We start from the raw sequence: 18,652 nt of genomic DNA on the forward strand, positions 1-18,652 counted from the left end.
GCTAAATACGAAGAAGGCCGCGAAAGCGGCCTTTTTGCTATCTATTACCCTACCAAAAACTGCGCGTACTCAAACAGCTCCTTAAGCAAGGCCGTCTTTTCCTTGTCCCCTTCATGCAGGTTATACAGCGCCTCCAGTTCTTGCGCGTAGGCTTGCAGCGCTTCCTGAGATAACACATCGCGGCGGTGTTCTAACCAGCGCTGTTGTTCTGCTTCATCCAGTGTTCCTGGGAAATTACGCGCGCGATAGTTAAACAACAGCTTTTCAATACGCTTATCGGCGAAAGTGATATCCAGCGCGGGCAGATTTTGCGGATCGGTTTGCAGCACTATGCGCATCGCCGCACGGTCTGCATCACTGAAGAAACCGTTATAAAGCTGCGCATCAACATTATCAGATGGTACAAAAGGTTCGGCTTCAGCAAAGATAGCAACGGCTTTTTCACGTACCACAGGGTGCTCGCGCAGTAACTTCAGGTTATCCAGGCAATGCTTACGATCGATTCCTAAACGTTCAGCATCTTCCGGGCGCAGCGTATTAGCCACCGCCAGCACCGGGCATTTATTCAGATGCACCAGTTTAATTGGCACCGCAGCCGCATCGCCAAGCGCGGCCTTCGGCGTATACAAACGTTCGCGTAATGTATCGGCGTCCAGTTCCAGCAGCGGCGAAATATCACCTGCTAAATCGACCATAATCACCGCATTTTTGTTATCCGGGTGCCAGGCCAGCGGTGCAATCCAACTGGTGTTGCCACGCCATGCGCCGAACATCCCGGAAACATGCACCAGTGGTTTCATCTGCGGGATATCAATCAATGTGGTGAGTTTGTGTTTGGAACGATGGCTGTAAAGGTACTCAAACAGCCGTGGCTGGCGAGTCTTAACTAATTGCGCCATCGCGATAGTGGCGTATACATCAGACATCGCATCGTGCGCGTTCGCATGTTCAATACCGTTGGCTTTGGTCAAATGCTCGAGGCGGAAACTCGGCAGCCCCTCGTCGTTTTCCGGCCAGACAATCCCTTCCGGGCGCAGGGCATAGCAGGCGCGCATCACATCGAGCAAATCCCAGCGCGAATTATCGTTCTGCCAGCTCCAGCCGTATGGGTCGTAAAAGTTACGGTAGAAAATATTGCGCGTTACTTCATCGTCGAAGCGCACGTTGTTGTAGCCGACCACGCAGGTTTTCGGCACGGTAAAGATATTGTGAATACGTTTGGCAAAATCTGCTTCATTCACGCCCTGAGCCAGTGCGTGTTGTGGTGTAATACCGGTAATCATCACAGCTTCTGGCTGTGGAAGGTAGTCATCAGCGGGTTTGCAATAGAAAACTTCAGGATCACCGATAACATTGAATTGGTCATCAGTACGAATCGCTGCAAATTGCGCCGGTCGGTCAAGGGATGGGCTTTTGCCGAAGGTTTCATAATCATGAAAGAGGAAGGTCGGTTGTTGCGTTGAATTTTCCACGGCTTATTCCCGCCCTTGAGTGTTGTTTAACTTACTGTTATTAAACTGAAATACCACTAAAACCCTCTCCATGTTTCCATTTTGATTATCAGGTGTTGCATAAGTGCATGGTAAACCATTAATAAGCCTCCTGCACCACCGTGAAAAGCATTCAACGCCCGTATGCAAATTTGATTATTCATAACTTTTTGCAATTTAATCGCGAAAATTATCGCAAACTCCAGTAAAAGAAGCGGCTGAATTTATTGTTTCCGAGGGTATATCGTTGAAGATCCGTCTATTTGCTGCCTGTTCATTGCTTTCTTTTGTTGCTCACTCCGCTTTTGCCGACGATACCTTTGTTAATGCACCACCACCTCCACAGATCCAGGCGGGATCGTGGGTGTTGATGGATTACACCACCGGGCAAATACTGACAGCGCAAAATGAACATGTGCGACGCAACCCGGCGAGTCTGACCAAACTGATGACCGGCTATGTGGTGGATCGCGCCATTGATAGCGGGCGTATCTCGGCAAACGATATGGTCACCGTAGGTAAAGATGCCTGGGCGAAAGGGAATCCGGTTTTTGACGGTTCGTCGCTGATGTTTTTGAAAGCAGGTGACAGATTAACGGTTCATGACTTGAGCCGCGGGCTGATTATTGATTCCGGGAACGACGCTTGTGTCGCGTTAGCCGATTACGTCGCTGGCGGGCAGCCACAATTTGTGGCCCTGATGAACAAATACGTGCAGCAGTTACATCTGCGCGATACCCATTTCGAAACGGTTCACGGCCTCGATGCGCCTGGCCAGCATAGCTCGGCATACGATCTTGCGGTACTTTCTCGCGCCATTATTCACGGCGAGCCTGATTTTTATCATATGTATAGCGAGCGTAGCCTCACGTGGAATGGCATCACGCAGCAGAACCGCAATGGCCTATTGTGGGATAAGGGGCTGAATGTGGATGGTTTGAAAACCGGGCACACTGCCAGTGCAGGCTTTAATCTTATCGCTTCAAGTGTTGATGGCGAGCGCCGCTTAATTGCCGTTGTCATGGGTGCGGAAAGCTCGAAAGGCCGCGAGGATCAGGCGCGTAAACTGCTGCATTGGGGTCAGGATAATTTTGATACTGTGCAGGTGCTGCATAAAGGCAAAAAAATTGGCACCGAAACAGTCTGGTATGGCGACCAAAAGAAAGTTGAAGTCGGCACCAATCAGGATGTCTATCTGGCGCTGCCAAAATCAGAAGTTCCAAACATTAAAGCCAAATATGTCCTTGATAACCCGGAGATGGAAGCGCCTGTCGCCGCTAACCAACATGTTGGTGAAATTGAACTGTTTGACCGCGACAAGTTGATTGCACACTGGCCGCTGGTAACGCTAACAGATGTTAAAAAGGGCAGTGCATGGTCGCGATTTAGTGATTATCTGAGCCACAAGCTGTAGTTGCTTAAAAATTTCAACAGGCTGACTTTATGTTGGCCTTTTTTTCGCATTTAGTTCTAACCTGCGCTTCTCGTCTGTACTACGATCTATTGGCGAAAAGCGATCTTGCTCGCAAAGTAACCACATCACCCTGCCAAAGGATTGCTTCCCTGCAATAGAGTGGTGTATTTATATACAGTACTTTTAATCGGGTCAGGAGGTCATATGGAATTTAACGTACAACAAGTTCATGAGCGAAAAGTAGCGGGTTTTCATATGGTAGGGCCGTGGGAAAAAACGGTTCAACAAGGATTTGAGCAACTTTCTCTATGGGTTAAATCGCATAAAGTCGTCGGTGAAGAGTGGCTGGCGGTTTACTACGATAACCCAGATGTCGTGCCTGCAGAAAAGCTTCGTTGCGATACGGTTGTATCCGTTGCGGAAGATTTTACCGTGCCTGAAAACAGTGAAGGTGTCATCACTACACGCATTGAAGCAGGGCAATATGCGGTCGCGCGTGCAAAAGTCGACGACGGCGATTTTGCAAAACCATGGAATATCTTCTTTGATAGTCTCCTTGCTGATAACCGTTACCAGTTAACCGGCAAACCTTGCTTTGAGCACTACCTGAATGATGGCTCTGAGAGTGGAGTGTGGGAAGTTGATATGTATATCCCGGTAGCAGATCAAGTCTAAAGGCGAAGGGGGCTCAAGCCCCCTAACTTTGTGATGCCCACACTAAAAAAACAGGTACAATCACGCTTTTGTTTCAGGAGAGCCGGGTGTGCGCCCCGACAAATCACTAAGCCCGTTTGAACTGCGTGTTTATCGCAACTACCGAATTGTGCACGGCGTTCGTATCGCGCTGGCATTTGTTCTTACCTTTCTCATCGTACATCTTCTGAAAGTTCCGGAGGGCACGTGGCCATTAATCACTTTAGTGGTGGTGATGGGGCCAATATCCTTCTGGGGAAATGTAGTACCTCGCGCCTTTGAACGTATTGGCGGTACCATTTGTGGCGCAACCATGGGGCTTATTGCACTAAGGTTGGAGCTGTTTTCTCTGCCGCTGATGCTGGTTTGGTGCGCTTTTGCTATGTTTATTTGCGGTTACCTGGCGCTGGGGAAACGCCCGTATCAGGCTCTGCTGATTGGTATTACCCTAGCGGTCGTGGTGGGTGCTCCGGCTGGGGATATGGAAATTGCGATGTGGCGTAGCGGTGATGTTATCTTCGGATCACTACTCGCAATGCTATTTACCAGTATTTATCCGCAGCGTGCGTTTATCCACTGGCGCATTCAAATGGCGAATTTCGTCACCGCCTTTGGCCGGGTTTATAACGCAGGTTTTTCGCCGAACTTGCTGGAGCGCCCGCGTCTGGAAAAACACCTGCATCAGGTGTTGACCGATGTAGTGAAAATGCGCGCGCTGATTGGGCCGAGCAGCAAAGAAACCCACATCCAGAAATCAATTTTCGAAGCGATACAAACTGTCAGCCGTAATATGGTGTGCACGCTTGAGCTGCAAATCAATGCTTACTGGGCTTCCCGAGAGAGCCATTTCCTGATGATCAATGCTCATACTCTGCGTGATACTCAGCAGATGACGCAACGCACACTTGCTGCGATTGCTCATGCATTGCATGACGGCAACCCATCACCGATTTCTGCGAATAATGAAAAGCTGACTGAGATCGTCAGTGAGTTGCGCCAGCTTATGCAGGAAGGTGGAAATGGGAAACTTCAGGAAACCCCAATTCACGGTTATGTCTGGTTGAGTCTGGAGCTTGCTCGTCAACTGGAATTACTCTCGCAGTTGATCTGCCGCGCGTTACGTAAATAATTGCGGGGTGCGGAGCGAATTGCTGGTTTCGATTCAGCACCAATTGAGGTTAAGATAGCGAAAGAGACTAATCGCCTGTACTGTTTGGTTATAGAGCCCGGAACAGACGGGGATAAAAGAATTGTCAGCGGCCGCCGCTACCATTAAGGTAATCCTATGGCGGTTGTCTTAACGAATCCGAGTATGTAATTAGCAGGGGTAAAAAAATGGAACCAACTAAACCTTCTTTCCAGGACGTGCTTGAGTTTGTGCGTCTGTTCCGTCGTAAAAACAAACTGCAGCGTGAGATTCAGGACGTTCAGAAAAAGATCCGTGATAACTCAAAACGTGTTCTGCTGCTTGATAACCTGAGTGACTACATTAAGCCAGGTATGAGCATTGAAGCTATACAGGGCATCATTGCCAGCATGAAAACCGACTACGAAGACCGTGTTGATGATTACATCATCAAGAATGCTGAACTGTCTAAAGAGCGTCGTGAAATTTCCAAAAAACTGAAAGTGATGGGTGAAATCAAACCCGACTAAATTTACCCGTCATACTTCGAGCTGCCTGTGTGTTAGCTGCGTTCACTTACCGCTTTAATGCAACTCGAATTATTTAGGGTAAATAGTGTTAATTGTGAAAACCGCCGGTTCGGCGGTTTTTTTTCGCAACAACTCAGCGCACTCCGCCCTCTATCATCTTTACCAGATGCTGCTGCGGATAATGCCTATCAATCTCTAAATGCTTTATCAGCCAGAGCATCTTCTCAACATCATGCTTACTGGTATCAAGCATCAATCCCACCACACTGCCGCTATGCGCCACATTTAACCCGTACAAATCTGACTCTTCGACCAGGGCTAATAGTTGGGAAAACATGGGTTTTACTAACAGTTGCTGGCAGGCTTTGGCACTCATTGTAGTGGCTTCACCTAACAACCGGGCATCTTGTTGTCGGCAACTGCGTTGTAGCGTCTGCCAGGCGTTATCCAGTAAGCCCGCGTTACGGATTAACACTGATTCCCGTTCGTAACGATGATAATCCTCCGTCAAAAGCGTGGTATTGCTTTCAAGCAGCAGAATTTCCAGCATTGGCGTGGTCTGGCAGCTAATTTGTACTTGTGCCTGGATATGGTCAAAAAGGGTTGGCTTGCGAAAAATCGTGCTGTCCGTTGGTTCTAGTTGTACGCATAAAGTGGCAAGCGTGGACTCATCCAGCATTTCACCTAAATGACGCGCGGTAGCAACTGCTGTGGCGGCAATATCCGCAGTGCTACTGGCAAGACCTTTCCCGACCGGAACCGTTGATTCCAGATTAATGCTCAGGCTGTTTGCTAGCGCAATGGAATAGCCAAAGTACGCGACGACGCACTCCAGCATCTGGCGCATTCGGGGCCGCTCGTCGGAGAGCCTCTTGCCTTCACTGACTTCAACGGTGCTAAACCAGTCTATCGGGCAGGACACCAGTTTTTCCCCGCCATCTATCCAGCCCTGAATTAATTCACCGCAGGACGCCGGGCAACGCGCTTCAGACATCGTGAGAGCAACCATTTGTTATCGTGAAATTCATTTCATCTTCTTCGGCACAATGCCTAAAAAATCAGTAAAAATTGTTATAGCGCAACACTCAATATCTATTAGCTTTTACACTGTGTCAGCTTTAATACATTTGCGTGCATGATAATTTGAGAATCATGCACGATACAACTGACTCGTTTATGCCATGTGTCAAACATGGCTGGGAAGGGGGTGACAATCCCCCGCAGCCCCCGCTGCTGTGATGCCGACGAACCCGCGTAACCACTGATCTTTGATTGGGAAGGGCGGGCGAGAGTGACGCTAAGCCAGAAGACCGACTTGTCAGCCGTACCCGTCATACTTCAAGTTGCAGGTGCATTGGCTGCACTCACAAACCCGAATCACTTACTACAGTAAGCTCATCGGGATTTGCTCGATTGCCGCCTTCCTGCTCCTCGAATTATTCCGGGTAATATTTTAAACAACTCCTTCGGTGGGAAGCCAGTTGTCATCAGATGCGTGCAGCCGCAAGGTGCGCGCACGTGCTGACATCCGCATTTTGCCGAAGTAAGTAAAAAGGCAATTATGGCAGGGGCAGCGAAACACGCATTCGTCATTGCAGGAACCAGCAGCGGCTGTGGCAAAACCACCGTCACGCTCGGGCTGCTTCGTGCCCTCATGCTGCGCGGCCTGCGCGTTCAACCTTTCAAAATCGGCCCCGATTACCTCGATAGCGGCTGGCACAGTGCTGTGTCTGGCATTGCCTCACGCAATCTCGATGCGTTTATGCTGCCCACGCCAACGCTTAATGGTCTGTTTGCAAAACAAATGCAGCACGCTGATGTCGCCGTTATCGAAGGCGTGATGGGGCTGTACGATGGTTACGGAACTGACCCCAACTATTGCAGCAGTGCTGCAATGGCAAAACAGCTCGGTTGCCCGGTGATTTTGCTGGTGGACGGTAAAGCTGTCTCCACTTCTATTGCTGCAACGGTAATGGGTTTCCAACGCTTTGACCCAACGTTAAATATCGCGGGCGTTATTCTTAATCGCGTCAACAGCGATAGCCATTATCAATTACTTGCCGATGCCATCACCCGTTATTGTGGTATTCCGGTGCTTGGCCGCGTACCTGTCATGGCCGATGTGGCTTTGCCTGCACGACATCTCGGACTCGTTCCTGCCCAAGAAAATGCGCCGCAAGATGAACGCTGGCAGCAGCTGGCGCAACAGCTCGAAGAAACCGTCAACATTGACCTCCTGTTAAATTTATCTCGCCTGAACTCGCTGCCACAAGGCGAAGCGCCGGTTATTCCTGATGCGGCACTGGCTGATGGGCTTACGCTTGCACTTGCCGAAGATGAAGCCTTCAACTTTTATTACCCGGACAACCTCGAATTACTCGAGCAGGCAGGGGTAAAAATCCAGCGTTTTAGCCCCTTGCATGACACTAAACTCCCTGATTGCCAAATGATTTGGCTCGGCGGTGGCTATCCAGAAGTACACGGCGAGAAACTTGCCGCCAATATCAAAATGCGTGAATCCCTGCAAAAGGCACATCAGCAGCGAATTCCGCTGTACGCCGAATGTGGCGGGTTGATGTACCTGGGGGAATCTCTGACTGACGGGAATGAGGAAACCCATGCCATGTGTGGCGTATTGCCTGGTCACAGTCAGATGGGCAAACGGCTGACGCGTTTTGGCTACTGCGAAGCCACGGCATTACACGACACGTTACTTGCCAAAAAAGGCGAAACCCTGCGCGGCCATGAGTTTCACTACTCCGATTTTAGCGGCTCATTACCTGCCGCTCTCGATTGTTGCAAATGGCGCGATGGTGTAGCTATTTCGCGCTGGCAGGGCGGTTTTCAGCATCATGCGACCTTTGCAAGTTACCTGCATGTTCATTTCGCTCAACGTCCATCGTTACTCAATCACTGGTTAGCACTTGCGAGGAATCACCTATGACACTTCTTGCGTGGGCTGTCGCGTGGTTACTGGATTATTGGCTCGGCGACCCGCATCACTGGCCACATCCGGTGCGCTGGATTGGCAATCTCATCAGCTTTACGCAGCGCCAGATACGCCGGTGCTGCAAAAGCGACCGCGCGCTGAAAATCGGCGGCGGCGTGTTATGGCTGGTTGTGGTGGGTTCGACCTGGTGTGTGAGTTGGGGAGTATTGCACCTCGCAAATCAGGTATCTGTGTGGCTCGGCTGGCTGGTTGAGGTGTGGATGATTTATACCGTACTTGCCGCCCGTTGCTTGAGTGATGCGGCTCTCGAGGTTTATCGCGCACTCAAAGATGGCACGCTAGAAGAGAGTCGCGAGAAATTATCCTGGATAGTCGGGCGTGATACTTCGCAACTCGAGCGCCCGCAAATCACCCGTGCGGTGGTCGAAACGGTGGCAGAAAATAGTGTCGATGGTGTTATTGCGCCGCTGTTTTTCCTGATGATTGGCGGTGCACCGCTTGCCCTGGCCTACAAAGCTATCAATACCCTCGATTCGATGATCGGTTATAAAACCGAAAAATATCGCGCCATTGGTTATGTCAGCGCCCGGCTTGATGACCTCGCTAATTTCATTCCCGCAAGATTGAGCTGGTTGCTGCTTACCCTCGCGGCCTTTTTCTTGCGAGCCAACCCTCGCCAGGCGCTGCTTATCGGCTGGCGTGACCGCTATCAACACAGCAGTCCGAACTGCGCCTGGCCTGAGGCTACCGTTGCCGGTGCGCTGGGTATCCGCCTGGGCGGGCCGAACACCTATTTTGGCGAGCGGGTAGAAAAACCCTGGATGGGGGATGAGCAGCGCGGCATTGCCCTTGACGATATTACTCGCACCATTCAACTCATGATGTTGGCTTCGCTGTTTGCTTTGCTGCTGTTTGCCGCATTGCGCGTACTTGCACCTGGCATAGCTTAAGGACACCTGATGAACTACCTGCAACAACCCCAGCTTATTGAGCAGCACAGTTTTGAAATCATTAGCGAAATTATTGCCGCCGAGCGCCCGGAATATCGTTTTAACGATGCTATTCAGGAAGCGATGATCAAGCGGGTTATCCACACTACCGCCGATTTTGAGTGGCTGGATATTTTGTGGTTTTCACCTGATGTCATCGAAAAACTGACCGCCAGTTTGTTGCGTGGTTGCACGTTGTACACCGATACCACCATGGCACTTTCGGGTATTAACAAGACCCTGCTGGCGGAGTTTGGTTGTAGCTGCCGCTGCTTTATTAGCGATCCGCGCGTGGTGGCACATGCCAAAGAGCAGGGCGTGACGCGCTCAATGGCGGCGGTGGATCTGGCTTTAGAGGAAGATGGCGAGAAGGTCTTTGTCTTTGGTAATGCGCCAACGGCACTGTTTCGCCTACTGGAAAAAGGTGCCACACCTTCCGCTGTTATCGGCGTGCCCGTCGGGTTTGTCGGGGCGGAAGAGTCCAAAGAAGCGCTGGTAGAAAGCGGTTTACCCGCCATTGCCGCCCGTGGGCGCAAAGGCGGCAGTAACGTTGCCGCAGCCATTGTGAATGCGCTGCTTTACCGCTTGCGGGAGGCTCAGTGAGCGAGCAAACCGCCGATTGCGTCTGGCATAAAGGCAAGGCATACCGCAAAGGCTACACCACCGGTTCATGCGCCACTGCTGCGGCTAAAGTCGCGGCTCTGATGGTATTGCGCCAGCACGTGATCGACCAGGTTTCTATCGTCACCCCTTCAGGCGTCACACTGCATCTCAACGTTGAAATGCCAATTATCGAAGGTCAGCAGGCGACGGCAGCAATCCGTAAAGACGGCGGCGATGACGTCGATGCGACTCACGGCATGCTGATTTTCGCTCGCGTGCAGCTTAATGACAGCGGTGCGATCACACTGCGCGGCGGTACTGGGGTCGGCAAAGTCACACGCAAAGGCATCGGTTTGCCCATTGGCGAATCGGCCATTAACCGCACGCCGCGCCAGACCATTGAAGCGGCGGTGCGTGAAGTTATCGGTGCGGAACGTGGCGCCGAAATTGAAATTTTTGCTCCAGAAGGTGAGGAGCGAGCAAAGAAAACCTACAACCATCGCCTCGGGATTTTGGGCGGGATTTCGATAATCGGTACCACCGGTATTGTGATGCCGATGTCCGAAGAAAGCTGGAAGCGTTCACTGGCACTCGAGCTGGAAATGAAACGCGCCGCCGGGCTGGATAAAGTCATTCTGGTGCCGGGCAACCACGGTGAACGTTTTGTCCGCGAGCAACTCGATTTGGACAGTGAATGTGTGGTGACGATGAGCAATTTCGTCGGCTACATGATTCAGGAAGCAGTGCGCCTTGAGTACCGTCACATCGTGTTGATTGGCCACCCTGGCAAGTTGGTGAAAGTCGCCGCCGGGATTTTCCACACCCACAGCCACATTGCCGACGGGCGCATGGAGACGTTGGTCGCACACCTGGCACTAATGGGCGCGCCGTTTTCGTTGCTGGAAGCTGTAAGCCAGTGCGACACCACTGAAGCGGCACTTGAAATCATCGCGGAGCAAGGCTGGATGGGCGTGTTTGAACGTCTGGCAATCCGCATCTGTGAGCGTGTTACTGAGATGCTGCGTTTCACCCAATCCCCGCCTAAGTGCGACGCCATTTTATTCTCGTTTGATAACCAGGTTTTAGGCAGTAGCCGCCCGGTGGCTGAAATAGCGCAGGAGTTGCGATGCTGACCGTTGTAGGTATTGGACCAGGGGCTGCGGAGTATCTGACTTTCCAGGCGCGTATCGCCATTGATGAAGCGCAGATTCTGGTGGGCGGTGCACGTCAACTGGCGCTGTTTGCTGATTCGGAGGCCCAAACGCGTTTGTTGGATAGCGATCTTGACGGCTTAATCGCCTGGCTTGGTGAACGCCTTAGCCAGCAAATAGTGGTCCTGGCCTCTGGCGACCCGCTGGTTTATGGCATTGGTAAACGTCTGGCAGCAAGTTTCCCGCCTGAACAACTGTGCATTATTCCCGGCATCAGCTCGATTCAATATCTGTGCGCCAAAGCGGCCGTCGATATGAACGACTTATGGATCACCAGCAGCCATGGGCGTGAACCCGATTTCAACGCGATTGTGGCGCACCAAAAAGTGGCAATGGTGACCGACACCATTATCGGGCCGCATGCCATCGCCCAGGCATTTCTGATGCGCGGCCTCAATCCCATTCTCATTATTGGCGAGAACCTGTCGTCAGCAGATGAACGAATCCATCGCTTGCGCGCCGCCGACGTGGCGCAGTCTTACGCGATGAATGTGGTGATAATACTCAATGAAAGATGATCTGTTTTTACGCGGTGCACGCGTGCCGATGACTAAAGAAGTGGTACGGACTCAGGCGCTCGATCGCCTGCAATTACAGCACGCCACGCACTTTATCGACATAGGCGCAGGCACCGGCAGCGTGTCCCTTGAAGCGGCGATGCGGTACCCGCAATTGCAGGTGTCGGCAATTGAGCGCAACCCTGACGCGCTGGCGCTGATGGCAGAAAACCGTGAGCTTTTCGCCTGTCCGAACGTTGAAATCATCAGCGGGTACGCGCCAATAGAGCTGAACGTGATGGCCGATGCGGTGTTTATCGGCGGCAGTGGTGGGCAACTTACGGAATTGATCGACTGGTCGCTGGCGCATTTGCATCCCGGCGGGCGTCTGGTGATGACGTTCATCCTGCTTGAAAACTTAACCTGCGCGCTAACTCACCTTGAGCAGTGCGCGGTGAGCGATTTTGACTGCCTGCAATTGCAGGTGGCAAACCTCGCAACGCTTGGCAGTGGGCATTACTTCAAACCGAACAATCCCACTTATTTGATCTCTTGTCGCAAGGAAGGAAGCAATGACTGAGTTATTTGATACCCGCAAAGTCTGGTTCGTTGGCGCAGGTCCTGGCGATAAAGAGCTGATTACGCTGAAAGGCTACCGCATCTTGCAACAGGCCGAAGTGGTGATTTATGCCGGCTCGCTCATCAATCCTGAATTGCTGGATTACTGCCAACCTGGCACCGAATGCCATGACAGCGCCGCGCTCAATCTCGACGAGATTATTGAGTTGATGGAGAACGGCGTGAAAGCGGGCAAACTGGTGGTGCGCCTGCAAACCGGCGATCTCTCGCTGTATGGCTCAATCCGCGAACAGGGCGAAATGCTCACCAAACTCGGTATTGGCTACGTTTCTGTGCCGGGAGTCAGTGCGTTTTTGGGCGCTGCTGCACAACTTGGCGTGGAATACACCGTACCGGAAGTCTCGCAGAGCCTGATCATCACGCGTATCGAAGGCCGCACGCCGGTGCCACCGCTCGAACAACTTGAATCCTTCGCAAAACACCAAACCTCAATGGCCATTTTTCTCTCGGTACAACGGATTAACCGTGTGGCAGAACGCCTGATTGAAGGCGGTTATCCAGCAGATACGCCAGTCGCGGTAGTCTATAAAGCCACCTGGCCTGATTGCCAGGAGTTACGCGGCACCCTTACTGACATTGCTGAAAAAGTACGCGAAGCCGGAATCCGTAAAACCGCGCTGATTATGGTTGGGGCGTTTTTGGGCGAGGAGTATCACTACTCGAAACTCTACGACGCAGGGTTCAGCCATGAATACCGCAAAGCCTGAGTCGATCGCGCTGTTTTGCCTGACACCCGGTGGTGTGGTGCTGGCACAACGCCTGCGTGAAGCCTTGCCGCTGACCTGTTTTACCAGTGAAAAGTTGCTACAACCGGGTTTTATCCCGTTTGGCGGCAGTTTTGCTCAAACGGTACAGCAGGCATTCAGCGAGTATTCGGCTCTGGTATTTATTGCGGCCACCGGAATTGTGGTGCGGGTGATTGCGCCAATGCTGTGCGACAAACTGCAAGACCCGGCGGTTGTGGTAATGGATGAACGCGCAGAACACGTTATCAGCCTGCTTTCCGGCCACATGGGGGGTGCTAACGAGCTAACTCGCCAACTGGCAACGCTGCTAAACGCAGACCCGGTCATCACTACCGCGACCGATGTGAATCAGATGGCGGCGCTTGATACGCTTGCGGCAAAACTTGACGCAACTATGCTCGATTTCCGTCTGGCGGTGAAAACCGTCAACCAAATGTTGGTGAGTCAACAGCGCGTTGGCCTGTGGTGGGACAGCGAATTTGCGCCACATGCTGAGCGTTACGACACGCGCGGCTTTATTGCGATTGAGGGCCTTGATGCCCTGCCAGAGCTTGATGCGCTGGTGTGCGTCACGCTGCGTGATTCGCAGCCTGCCTTAAATATTCCCGTTTATAAACTGGTTCCGAAACGCGTCATAGCAGGCATCGGCTGCCGCCGTGACACGCCGCCACAAACCGTGGCCGCGCTGCTCCGCCAGCAACTGGCTGAGAACCATTTTGACCCGCTGGCGTTGTGCGCCATCGGCAGTGTAATGCTCAAGCAAGATGAGCCTGCACTACTGGAACTGGCACAGCACCATCAAATCCCTTTCAAACTTTTTAGCGTTGACCAATTGAGCGAACACGAGCATCGATTTCCGGCATCGGAATTTGTGCGCCTGACCGTAGGCGTTGGCAGCGTCTCGCAACCTGCTGCGTGGCTGATGAGCAACGGCAATCTAGTGGGTCACACTCTGAAACAGCAGGGTGTCACCATAACTTTAGGAGTTTCAGACAGATGTTAACGGTAATCGGCATTGGCCCTGGTAGTGAAGCCATGATGACTCAGGAAGCTATTGCTGCTCTGCAGGAAGCTGAAATTGTCGTCGGATATAAAACTTATACCCACCTGGTGAAGCCATTGACTGGCGACAAACAGGTGATCAAAACCGGCATGTGTAAAGAGATTGAACGCTGCCAAACCGCCATCGAACTGGCGCAAGCTGGACATAACGTGGCGTTAATCAGCAGCGGTGATGCCGGGATTTACGGCATGGCCGGTCTGGTGCTGGAACTGGTGACATCGCAGCAACTGGACATTGAAGTGCGGCTGGTGGCGGGCATCACAGCCAGCATTGCCGCTGCATCATTACTCGGCGCGCCATTAATGCATGATTTCTGCCATATCAGCCTGAGCGATTTACTCACGCCATGGCCGGTTATCGAAAAACGCATTATTGCGGCGGCTTCTGCTGATTTTGTTATTTGCTTCTATAACCCGCGCAGCCGTGGCCGCGAAGGTCATCTGGCGCGTGCGTTCGAATTGATGAGCGAGTTTACCAACCCGCAAACGCCAGTGGGCGTGGTGAAAGCGGCCGGACGTAAGAAAGAACAAAAATGGCTGACCACCTTTGGTGAGATGGATTTCGAACCGGTTGATATGACGAGTCTGGTGATTGTCGGCAACAAAACGACCTTTGTTCGCAATGGATTAATGATTACCCCTCGAGGTTACGAGCTGTGAGTGAAACGCCAGTGCTGGTATTCGGCGGAACCAGCGATGCCCGGTTTATTTGCCAGATCCTCGATGAACTGCGCATTTCGTACACGCTTTCGGTCGCGACGGCGGTAGGGGCGTCTCTGGCGGGTGATATCGGTGGGAAAATTCGTGTAGGGCGAATTGATACCGATGGAATCGCCGACTGGCTGGTCAGCAATGCCGTGAACTGGGTGATTGATGCCTCGCATCCGTATGCCGAATTGCTTAGCCAAAATATCACCCACGCCTGTGAAATCGTGGGTGTAACACTCAGCCGGTATCAGCGGCGTAGTGAACTTAATGATCTGGAACACCCGTTGCTGCACAAAGTGGCCAGTCTGCAAGCCGCCTGTGCCGTGGCGCAAACATTTGGCCCACGCGTGCTGTTGACTACCGGTAGCAAAGAACTGGCTGCTTATCAGCAAGCTCTACCGGGCAAAACACTGCTGGCTCGGGTGTTACCGACCAGCGAAGTGATTGCCGAGTGCGAAGCGCTGGGGTTGGGCGTTGACAATATTATTGCGCTGCGCGGCCCGTTCAGCGCTGAGTTTAACGCCGCCACTTATGACTTCTGTGCACCCGATGTGGTGATAACCAAAGAGTCCGGTGCCGAAGGCGGTTATCTCGACAAAGTTACCCCTGCGCTGGCGCGAAATATTCCCTGTGTGGTGGTGACTCGCCCGCAATCGCAGGTTTTTGGCCCTGAATTACTGGAAAGCCGTGAAGATGTGAGCCGCCGTGTCACACGCTGGCTGCAAGAGAGAAAATCATGAAAAAAGCCCTGTTAGTAATCAGTTTCGGTACCAGTTACCACGAAACCTGCACCAAAAATATTGTTGCCTGCGAAGAACAACTTGGCCGCACCTTTGCCGACCGCGATCGGTTCCGTGCCTTTACCTCCGGCATGATTATTCGCAAGTTAAAAAAGCGCGATAACCTGGACATTGATACACCTGCACAAGCACTGCTGCGCCTTGCTGAACTGGGTTATCAGGATGTGGCCGTACAGTCGTTACATGTAATTAATGGTGACGAGTACGAAAAAATCTCCCGTGAAGTTAAAGCGTACAGCCATTTATTCCAGCGCCTGGCATTGGGCACAGCATTGCTTAGCGATTTCAATGATTACGAGCTGCTGCTCAGCGCCCTACAAAGCCAGATGCCACAGCTTGAAGCCGATGAGCGCGTAGTGTTTATGGGCCACGGTGCCAGCCATCATGCGTTTTCGGCCTATGCCTGCCTCGATCATTTAATGGCGGCTCGCCAGATCCCGGCGCGTGTCGGTGCGGTAGAAAGCTACCCGGAAATCGACCTTATCGTGCGTGGCTTGCTGAAAGAAAAGGTACGTAAAGTCCACCTGATGCCGCTGATGTTAGTGGCGGGTGACCATGCAATTAACGACATGGCGTCTGATGAAGAAGATTCGTGGAAAACGCAATTGCAGGAAGCGGGCATTGAAGCACAACCCTGGTTGCAAGGCCTGGGCGAAAACCCACAAATTCGCGCCATGTTTGTGAACCATTTGCAGCGTGCATTGGAAAAGTCAGCGGAGGTGGCAGCATGACCGGTCGTTTATATGCTCTCGGTACCGGGCCTGGTGCCAGTGACCTGATTACCGTCCGTGCGGCGCGTATCATCGGCAAACTCGATGTGTTGTATGCGCCAGCAGGGCGCAAAGGCGGCGACAGTCTGGCGCTTTCCATTGTGCGCGAATACCTCAGTGAAACTACCGAAATACGCACCTGCCACTTCCCGATGAGTGCTGATAACGACGAAAAAGCGGTGGTGTGGGATGAAACTGCGGCGGCGCTGCAACACGAAGTGGAGCAGGGTAAACAGGTCGGGTTTATCACGCTCGGTGATTCAATGCTGTTCAGTACCTGGGTGTTTTTGCTGGCTCGTATCGGCAACCCGGAGTGGTTGGAAATCGTCCCTGGTGTCACCTCTTTTGCTGCTATCGCCTCCCGCGCGCAACTGCCGCTGGCGATGGAACAGCAATCCCTCGCGGTGATGTCTTGCACAGCATCACATCAGGCTCTTACTGAAGCATTGCGCGCGCATGACAGCGTAGTGTTGATGAAAGTCTATGGCCGCTTCGCGCAAATCAAGGCGCTGCTACAACACCTGGGAATCATTCAACATGCGGTGTTAATGGCGGAAGCGACATTACCGGGCGAGCAATGCTGGCGAAACCTGGAAGAGGTGCCGGATGACCAGAAGCTACCGTATTTTTCGACCATTCTTGTGAATAAACAGTGGCGTAACCAGACGTTGTAAATCTGATACGCATTCGTAGGTCGGATAAGCGCCATCCGACATTAACGTCTTAAAGGAAAATCATGGAATCGTTACTTAAAAAACTCTCGCTAAGCGGGCTGGGCATGGGGATGTTGTTGCTCATCGTGCCGCAAGAAGCCTTCGCAATGCACATTATGGAAGGTTTCCTGCCGCCAATGTGGGCTCTGGCATGGTGGATTTTATTCCTGCCGTGTTTGTACGTCGGGCTGGTGCGTTTGCGCCAAATCGTGGCACACGACAGCAACCAGAAAGTGCTGCTGGCACTTTGCGGTGCATTTATCTTTGTGCTCTCGGCGTTAAAAATCCCCTCGGTTACCGGAAGCTGCTCGCACCCAACTGGCGTTGGCCTTGCGGTAATTCTGTTCGGCCCAGGCGTTGTGGCGGTTTTAGGCGCCATTGTGCTGTTGTTCCAGGCATTACTGTTGGCGCACGGCGGGCTGACTACGCTTGGCGCAAACGGCATGTCGATGGCGGTTATTGGGCCGATTGTCGGATATCTGGTGTGGAAACTGGCATGTAAAGCGGGCTTTCGCCGCGATGTGGCCGTGTTCCTGTGTGCGATGATTGCTGACTTAACCACTTACTTCGTTACTTCGATTCAACTCGGTGTAGCGTTCCCCGATCCGCACTTTGGCGTTACCGGTTCCTCGATGAAATTTATGGGTATCTTCTGTCTGACGCAGATCCCAATAGCCATCGCCGAAGGCTTGCTCACCGTGATGATTTACGACCAGCTAACCAAACGACAACTGCTTCCTGCCAGGAGCCAATAAAATGAAAAAGACCCTGATATTGCTTGCCCTGATAATAGGACTGATGATTGTGCCGTTCTTTGTTCCTCACGGTGGCGAATACGGAGGCTCCGACGACCAGGCAGAAGGGCAGATATTGGTCGTCGCTCCTCATTACAAACCGTGGTTCCAGCCGCTTTATGAACCAGCCAGCAGCGAAATCGAAAGCCTGCTGTTTACCCTGCAAGGTTCAATCGGTACGGCGGTGATTTTCTACATTCTGGGCTATTACCGGGGCCGCCGCGAAGACCATGCTGGGGATTGATAAACTCAGTTACCAAAGCCGCTGGTGCCGTGTCTCACCGCTGCGTAAATTTGCGCTGTATCTGGTGATGATGGTGCTGGCGTTTGCACTGCCGCCAGTCGGGCAGGCGGTTTTGCTGCTGGTGATTGCCGCTTTTACCTGTTGGTTGCTGCGTGTTGGACCGGTGCGGTACTTGCGCTGGCTGGCGGTGCCACTGGGCTTTTTGCTGATCGGCGTGGTGACGATAATCTTCAGTGCCGCGCACCACGCGCAGGCTTTGCTGTGGAGTGTGCCGCTCGGCTCATTTTATGTGGGCATTGATGCACAAGGCGTGATGATGGCAAACCAGACTTTCTGGCGCAGCCTTGCGGCTCTGGGCGCGACTTACTGGCTGGTGCTAAATCTACCGTTTCCGCAATTGATCATCTTGCTACAACGCTTGCGCGTACCGCGTTTGCTGACCGAGCAAATCCTGCTCACCTGGCGTTTTATTTTTATCCTGTTGGACGAGGCGCAGGCCATTCACCGTGCTCAGACATTGCGTTTCGGTTATCGTACGCTGCCTGGTGGCTACCGTTCGCTTGCTATGTTAGTCAGCATGCTTTTTTCGCGCGTGCTGCTGCGTTACCAGCAAATGGTTACGACGCTGGATATCAAACTTTACCAGGGTGATTTCCACCTGTGAGAACTGCAC

21 protein-coding genes and 1 riboswitch are annotated in these 18,652 nt (G+C 52.3%); of the genes, 19 read left to right on the top strand and 2 right to left on the bottom strand.

Features of this window, described 5'->3' with window-relative positions:
• Positions 1–44: 44 nt before the first annotated feature.
• Complete coding sequence (gene sbcB / locus LVQ76_RS09140) at positions 45–1,472, bottom strand: exodeoxyribonuclease I (RefSeq protein ID WP_232921480.1); 1,428 nt, start codon at positions 1,470–1,472, stop codon at positions 45–47.
• Between the two features lie 265 nt (positions 1,473–1,737).
• On the opposite strand from sbcB, the gene dacD reads away from it, so the two are divergent.
• The 4 genes from dacD to LVQ76_RS09160 all read left to right on the top strand — a co-directional run bounded on the left by dacD (position 1,738) and on the right by LVQ76_RS09160 (position 5,253).
• Entirely contained in the window at positions 1,738–2,904 is a 1,167-nt protein-coding gene (dacD, locus tag LVQ76_RS09145) for a serine-type D-Ala-D-Ala carboxypeptidase DacD (RefSeq protein ID WP_232865261.1), read from the top strand.
• Positions 2,905–3,108: 204 nt separating this feature from the next.
• Positions 3,109–3,579, top strand: a complete 471-nt coding sequence (gene sbmC, locus LVQ76_RS09150) for a DNA gyrase inhibitor SbmC (RefSeq protein ID WP_232865262.1) — start codon at positions 3,109–3,111, stop codon at positions 3,577–3,579.
• Positions 3,580–3,667: 88 nt separating this feature from the next.
• On the top strand, positions 3,668–4,726 hold the full coding sequence (locus LVQ76_RS09155; protein ID WP_232865263.1) for an FUSC family protein: 1,059 nt from the start codon (positions 3,668–3,670) through the stop codon (positions 4,724–4,726).
• A 206-nt stretch (positions 4,727–4,932) separates the two neighbouring features.
• Positions 4,933–5,253 carry a DUF496 family protein gene (locus tag LVQ76_RS09160; protein ID WP_151994365.1) on the top strand — a complete coding sequence of 107 codons (321 nt, stop codon included), beginning with the start codon at positions 4,933–4,935 and terminating at the stop codon, positions 5,251–5,253.
• Between the two features lie 133 nt (positions 5,254–5,386).
• Here LVQ76_RS09160 and LVQ76_RS09165 read toward each other — a convergent pair whose 3' ends face one another.
• Positions 5,387–6,247: a GHMP family kinase ATP-binding protein gene (locus LVQ76_RS09165; RefSeq protein WP_232921572.1), complete on the bottom strand. Its 861-nt coding sequence runs from the start codon at positions 6,245–6,247 to the stop codon at positions 5,387–5,389.
• 159 nt (positions 6,248–6,406) lie between these two features.
• A riboswitch (cobalamin riboswitch) is annotated at positions 6,407–6,586 on the top strand.
• 228 nt (positions 6,587–6,814) lie between these two features.
• Between LVQ76_RS09165 and LVQ76_RS09170 the strand changes: the two genes are divergently transcribed.
• From LVQ76_RS09170 to LVQ76_RS09240, 15 genes are all read left to right on the top strand, one after another.
• Positions 6,815–8,197, top strand: coding sequence for a cobyrinic acid a,c-diamide synthase CobB (locus LVQ76_RS09170; RefSeq protein ID WP_232904288.1), 1,383 nt, complete (start codon positions 6,815–6,817; stop codon positions 8,195–8,197).
• On the top strand, positions 8,194–9,153 hold the full coding sequence (cbiB, locus tag LVQ76_RS09175; RefSeq protein WP_232921481.1) for an adenosylcobinamide-phosphate synthase CbiB: 960 nt from the start codon (positions 8,194–8,196) through the stop codon (positions 9,151–9,153). Before LVQ76_RS09170 ends, cbiB begins: the two co-directional genes overlap by 4 nt.
• 9 nt (positions 9,154–9,162) lie before the next feature.
• Positions 9,163–9,795 carry a cobalt-precorrin-8 methylmutase gene (locus tag LVQ76_RS09180; RefSeq protein WP_232921482.1) on the top strand — a complete coding sequence of 211 codons (633 nt, stop codon included), beginning with the start codon at positions 9,163–9,165 and terminating at the stop codon, positions 9,793–9,795.
• Positions 9,792–10,928 carry a cobalt-precorrin-5B (C(1))-methyltransferase CbiD gene (gene cbiD, locus LVQ76_RS09185; RefSeq protein WP_232865268.1) on the top strand — a complete coding sequence of 379 codons (1,137 nt, stop codon included), beginning with the start codon at positions 9,792–9,794 and terminating at the stop codon, positions 10,926–10,928. The genes LVQ76_RS09180 and cbiD overlap by 4 nt, the downstream gene beginning before the upstream one ends.
• Positions 10,922–11,524: a cobalt-precorrin-7 (C(5))-methyltransferase gene (locus tag LVQ76_RS09190; protein WP_232921483.1), complete on the top strand. Its 603-nt coding sequence runs from the start codon at positions 10,922–10,924 to the stop codon at positions 11,522–11,524. Before cbiD ends, LVQ76_RS09190 begins: the two co-directional genes overlap by 7 nt.
• Entirely contained in the window at positions 11,514–12,083 is a 570-nt protein-coding gene (locus LVQ76_RS09195) for a decarboxylating cobalt-precorrin-6B (C(15))-methyltransferase (protein ID WP_232904284.1), read from the top strand. The genes LVQ76_RS09190 and LVQ76_RS09195 overlap by 11 nt, the downstream gene beginning before the upstream one ends.
• Entirely contained in the window at positions 12,076–12,849 is a 774-nt protein-coding gene (locus LVQ76_RS09200; protein WP_232921484.1) for a cobalt-precorrin-4 methyltransferase, read from the top strand. Before LVQ76_RS09195 ends, LVQ76_RS09200 begins: the two co-directional genes overlap by 8 nt.
• Positions 12,830–13,891, top strand: a complete 1,062-nt coding sequence (gene cbiG, locus LVQ76_RS09205) for a cobalt-precorrin 5A hydrolase (protein WP_232921485.1) — start codon at positions 12,830–12,832, stop codon at positions 13,889–13,891. Before LVQ76_RS09200 ends, cbiG begins: the two co-directional genes overlap by 20 nt.
• Positions 13,885–14,610: a precorrin-3B C(17)-methyltransferase gene (locus LVQ76_RS09210; protein WP_232921486.1), complete on the top strand. Its 726-nt coding sequence runs from the start codon at positions 13,885–13,887 to the stop codon at positions 14,608–14,610. Before cbiG ends, LVQ76_RS09210 begins: the two co-directional genes overlap by 7 nt.
• The gene (locus LVQ76_RS09215; protein ID WP_232921487.1) at positions 14,607–15,398 is read left to right on the top strand and encodes a cobalt-precorrin-6A reductase; all 792 of its coding nucleotides are present in this window, start codon (positions 14,607–14,609) and stop codon (positions 15,396–15,398) included. The genes LVQ76_RS09210 and LVQ76_RS09215 overlap by 4 nt, the downstream gene beginning before the upstream one ends.
• Complete coding sequence (cbiK, locus tag LVQ76_RS09220; RefSeq protein WP_232921488.1) at positions 15,395–16,189, top strand: sirohydrochlorin cobaltochelatase; 795 nt, start codon at positions 15,395–15,397, stop codon at positions 16,187–16,189. The genes LVQ76_RS09215 and cbiK overlap by 4 nt, the downstream gene beginning before the upstream one ends.
• Positions 16,186–16,902 (top strand): cobalt-factor II C(20)-methyltransferase, encoded by a 717-nt coding sequence (locus tag LVQ76_RS09225; RefSeq protein WP_232865276.1) that lies wholly within the window; start codon positions 16,186–16,188, stop codon positions 16,900–16,902. The genes cbiK and LVQ76_RS09225 overlap by 4 nt, the downstream gene beginning before the upstream one ends.
• A 62-nt stretch (positions 16,903–16,964) precedes the next feature.
• A complete protein-coding gene (gene cbiM / locus LVQ76_RS09230) occupies positions 16,965–17,696 on the top strand; it encodes a cobalt ECF transporter S component CbiM (RefSeq protein WP_151994353.1) in 732 nt (243 codons plus the stop codon).
• Between the two features lies 1 nt (position 17,697).
• Positions 17,698–17,979, top strand: a complete 282-nt coding sequence (locus LVQ76_RS09235; RefSeq protein ID WP_151994352.1) for an energy-coupling factor ABC transporter substrate-binding protein — start codon at positions 17,698–17,700, stop codon at positions 17,977–17,979.
• Entirely contained in the window at positions 17,966–18,643 is a 678-nt protein-coding gene (locus LVQ76_RS09240) for an energy-coupling factor ABC transporter transmembrane protein (protein WP_232865277.1), read from the top strand. The genes LVQ76_RS09235 and LVQ76_RS09240 overlap by 14 nt, the downstream gene beginning before the upstream one ends.
• The last annotated feature ends 9 nt before the right edge of the window (positions 18,644–18,652 follow it).

This window comes from Buttiauxella cochleicola (genome assembly GCF_021283185.1).
In the GTDB taxonomy this organism is placed as follows: domain Bacteria; phylum Pseudomonadota; class Gammaproteobacteria; order Enterobacterales; family Enterobacteriaceae; genus Buttiauxella; species Buttiauxella massiliensis.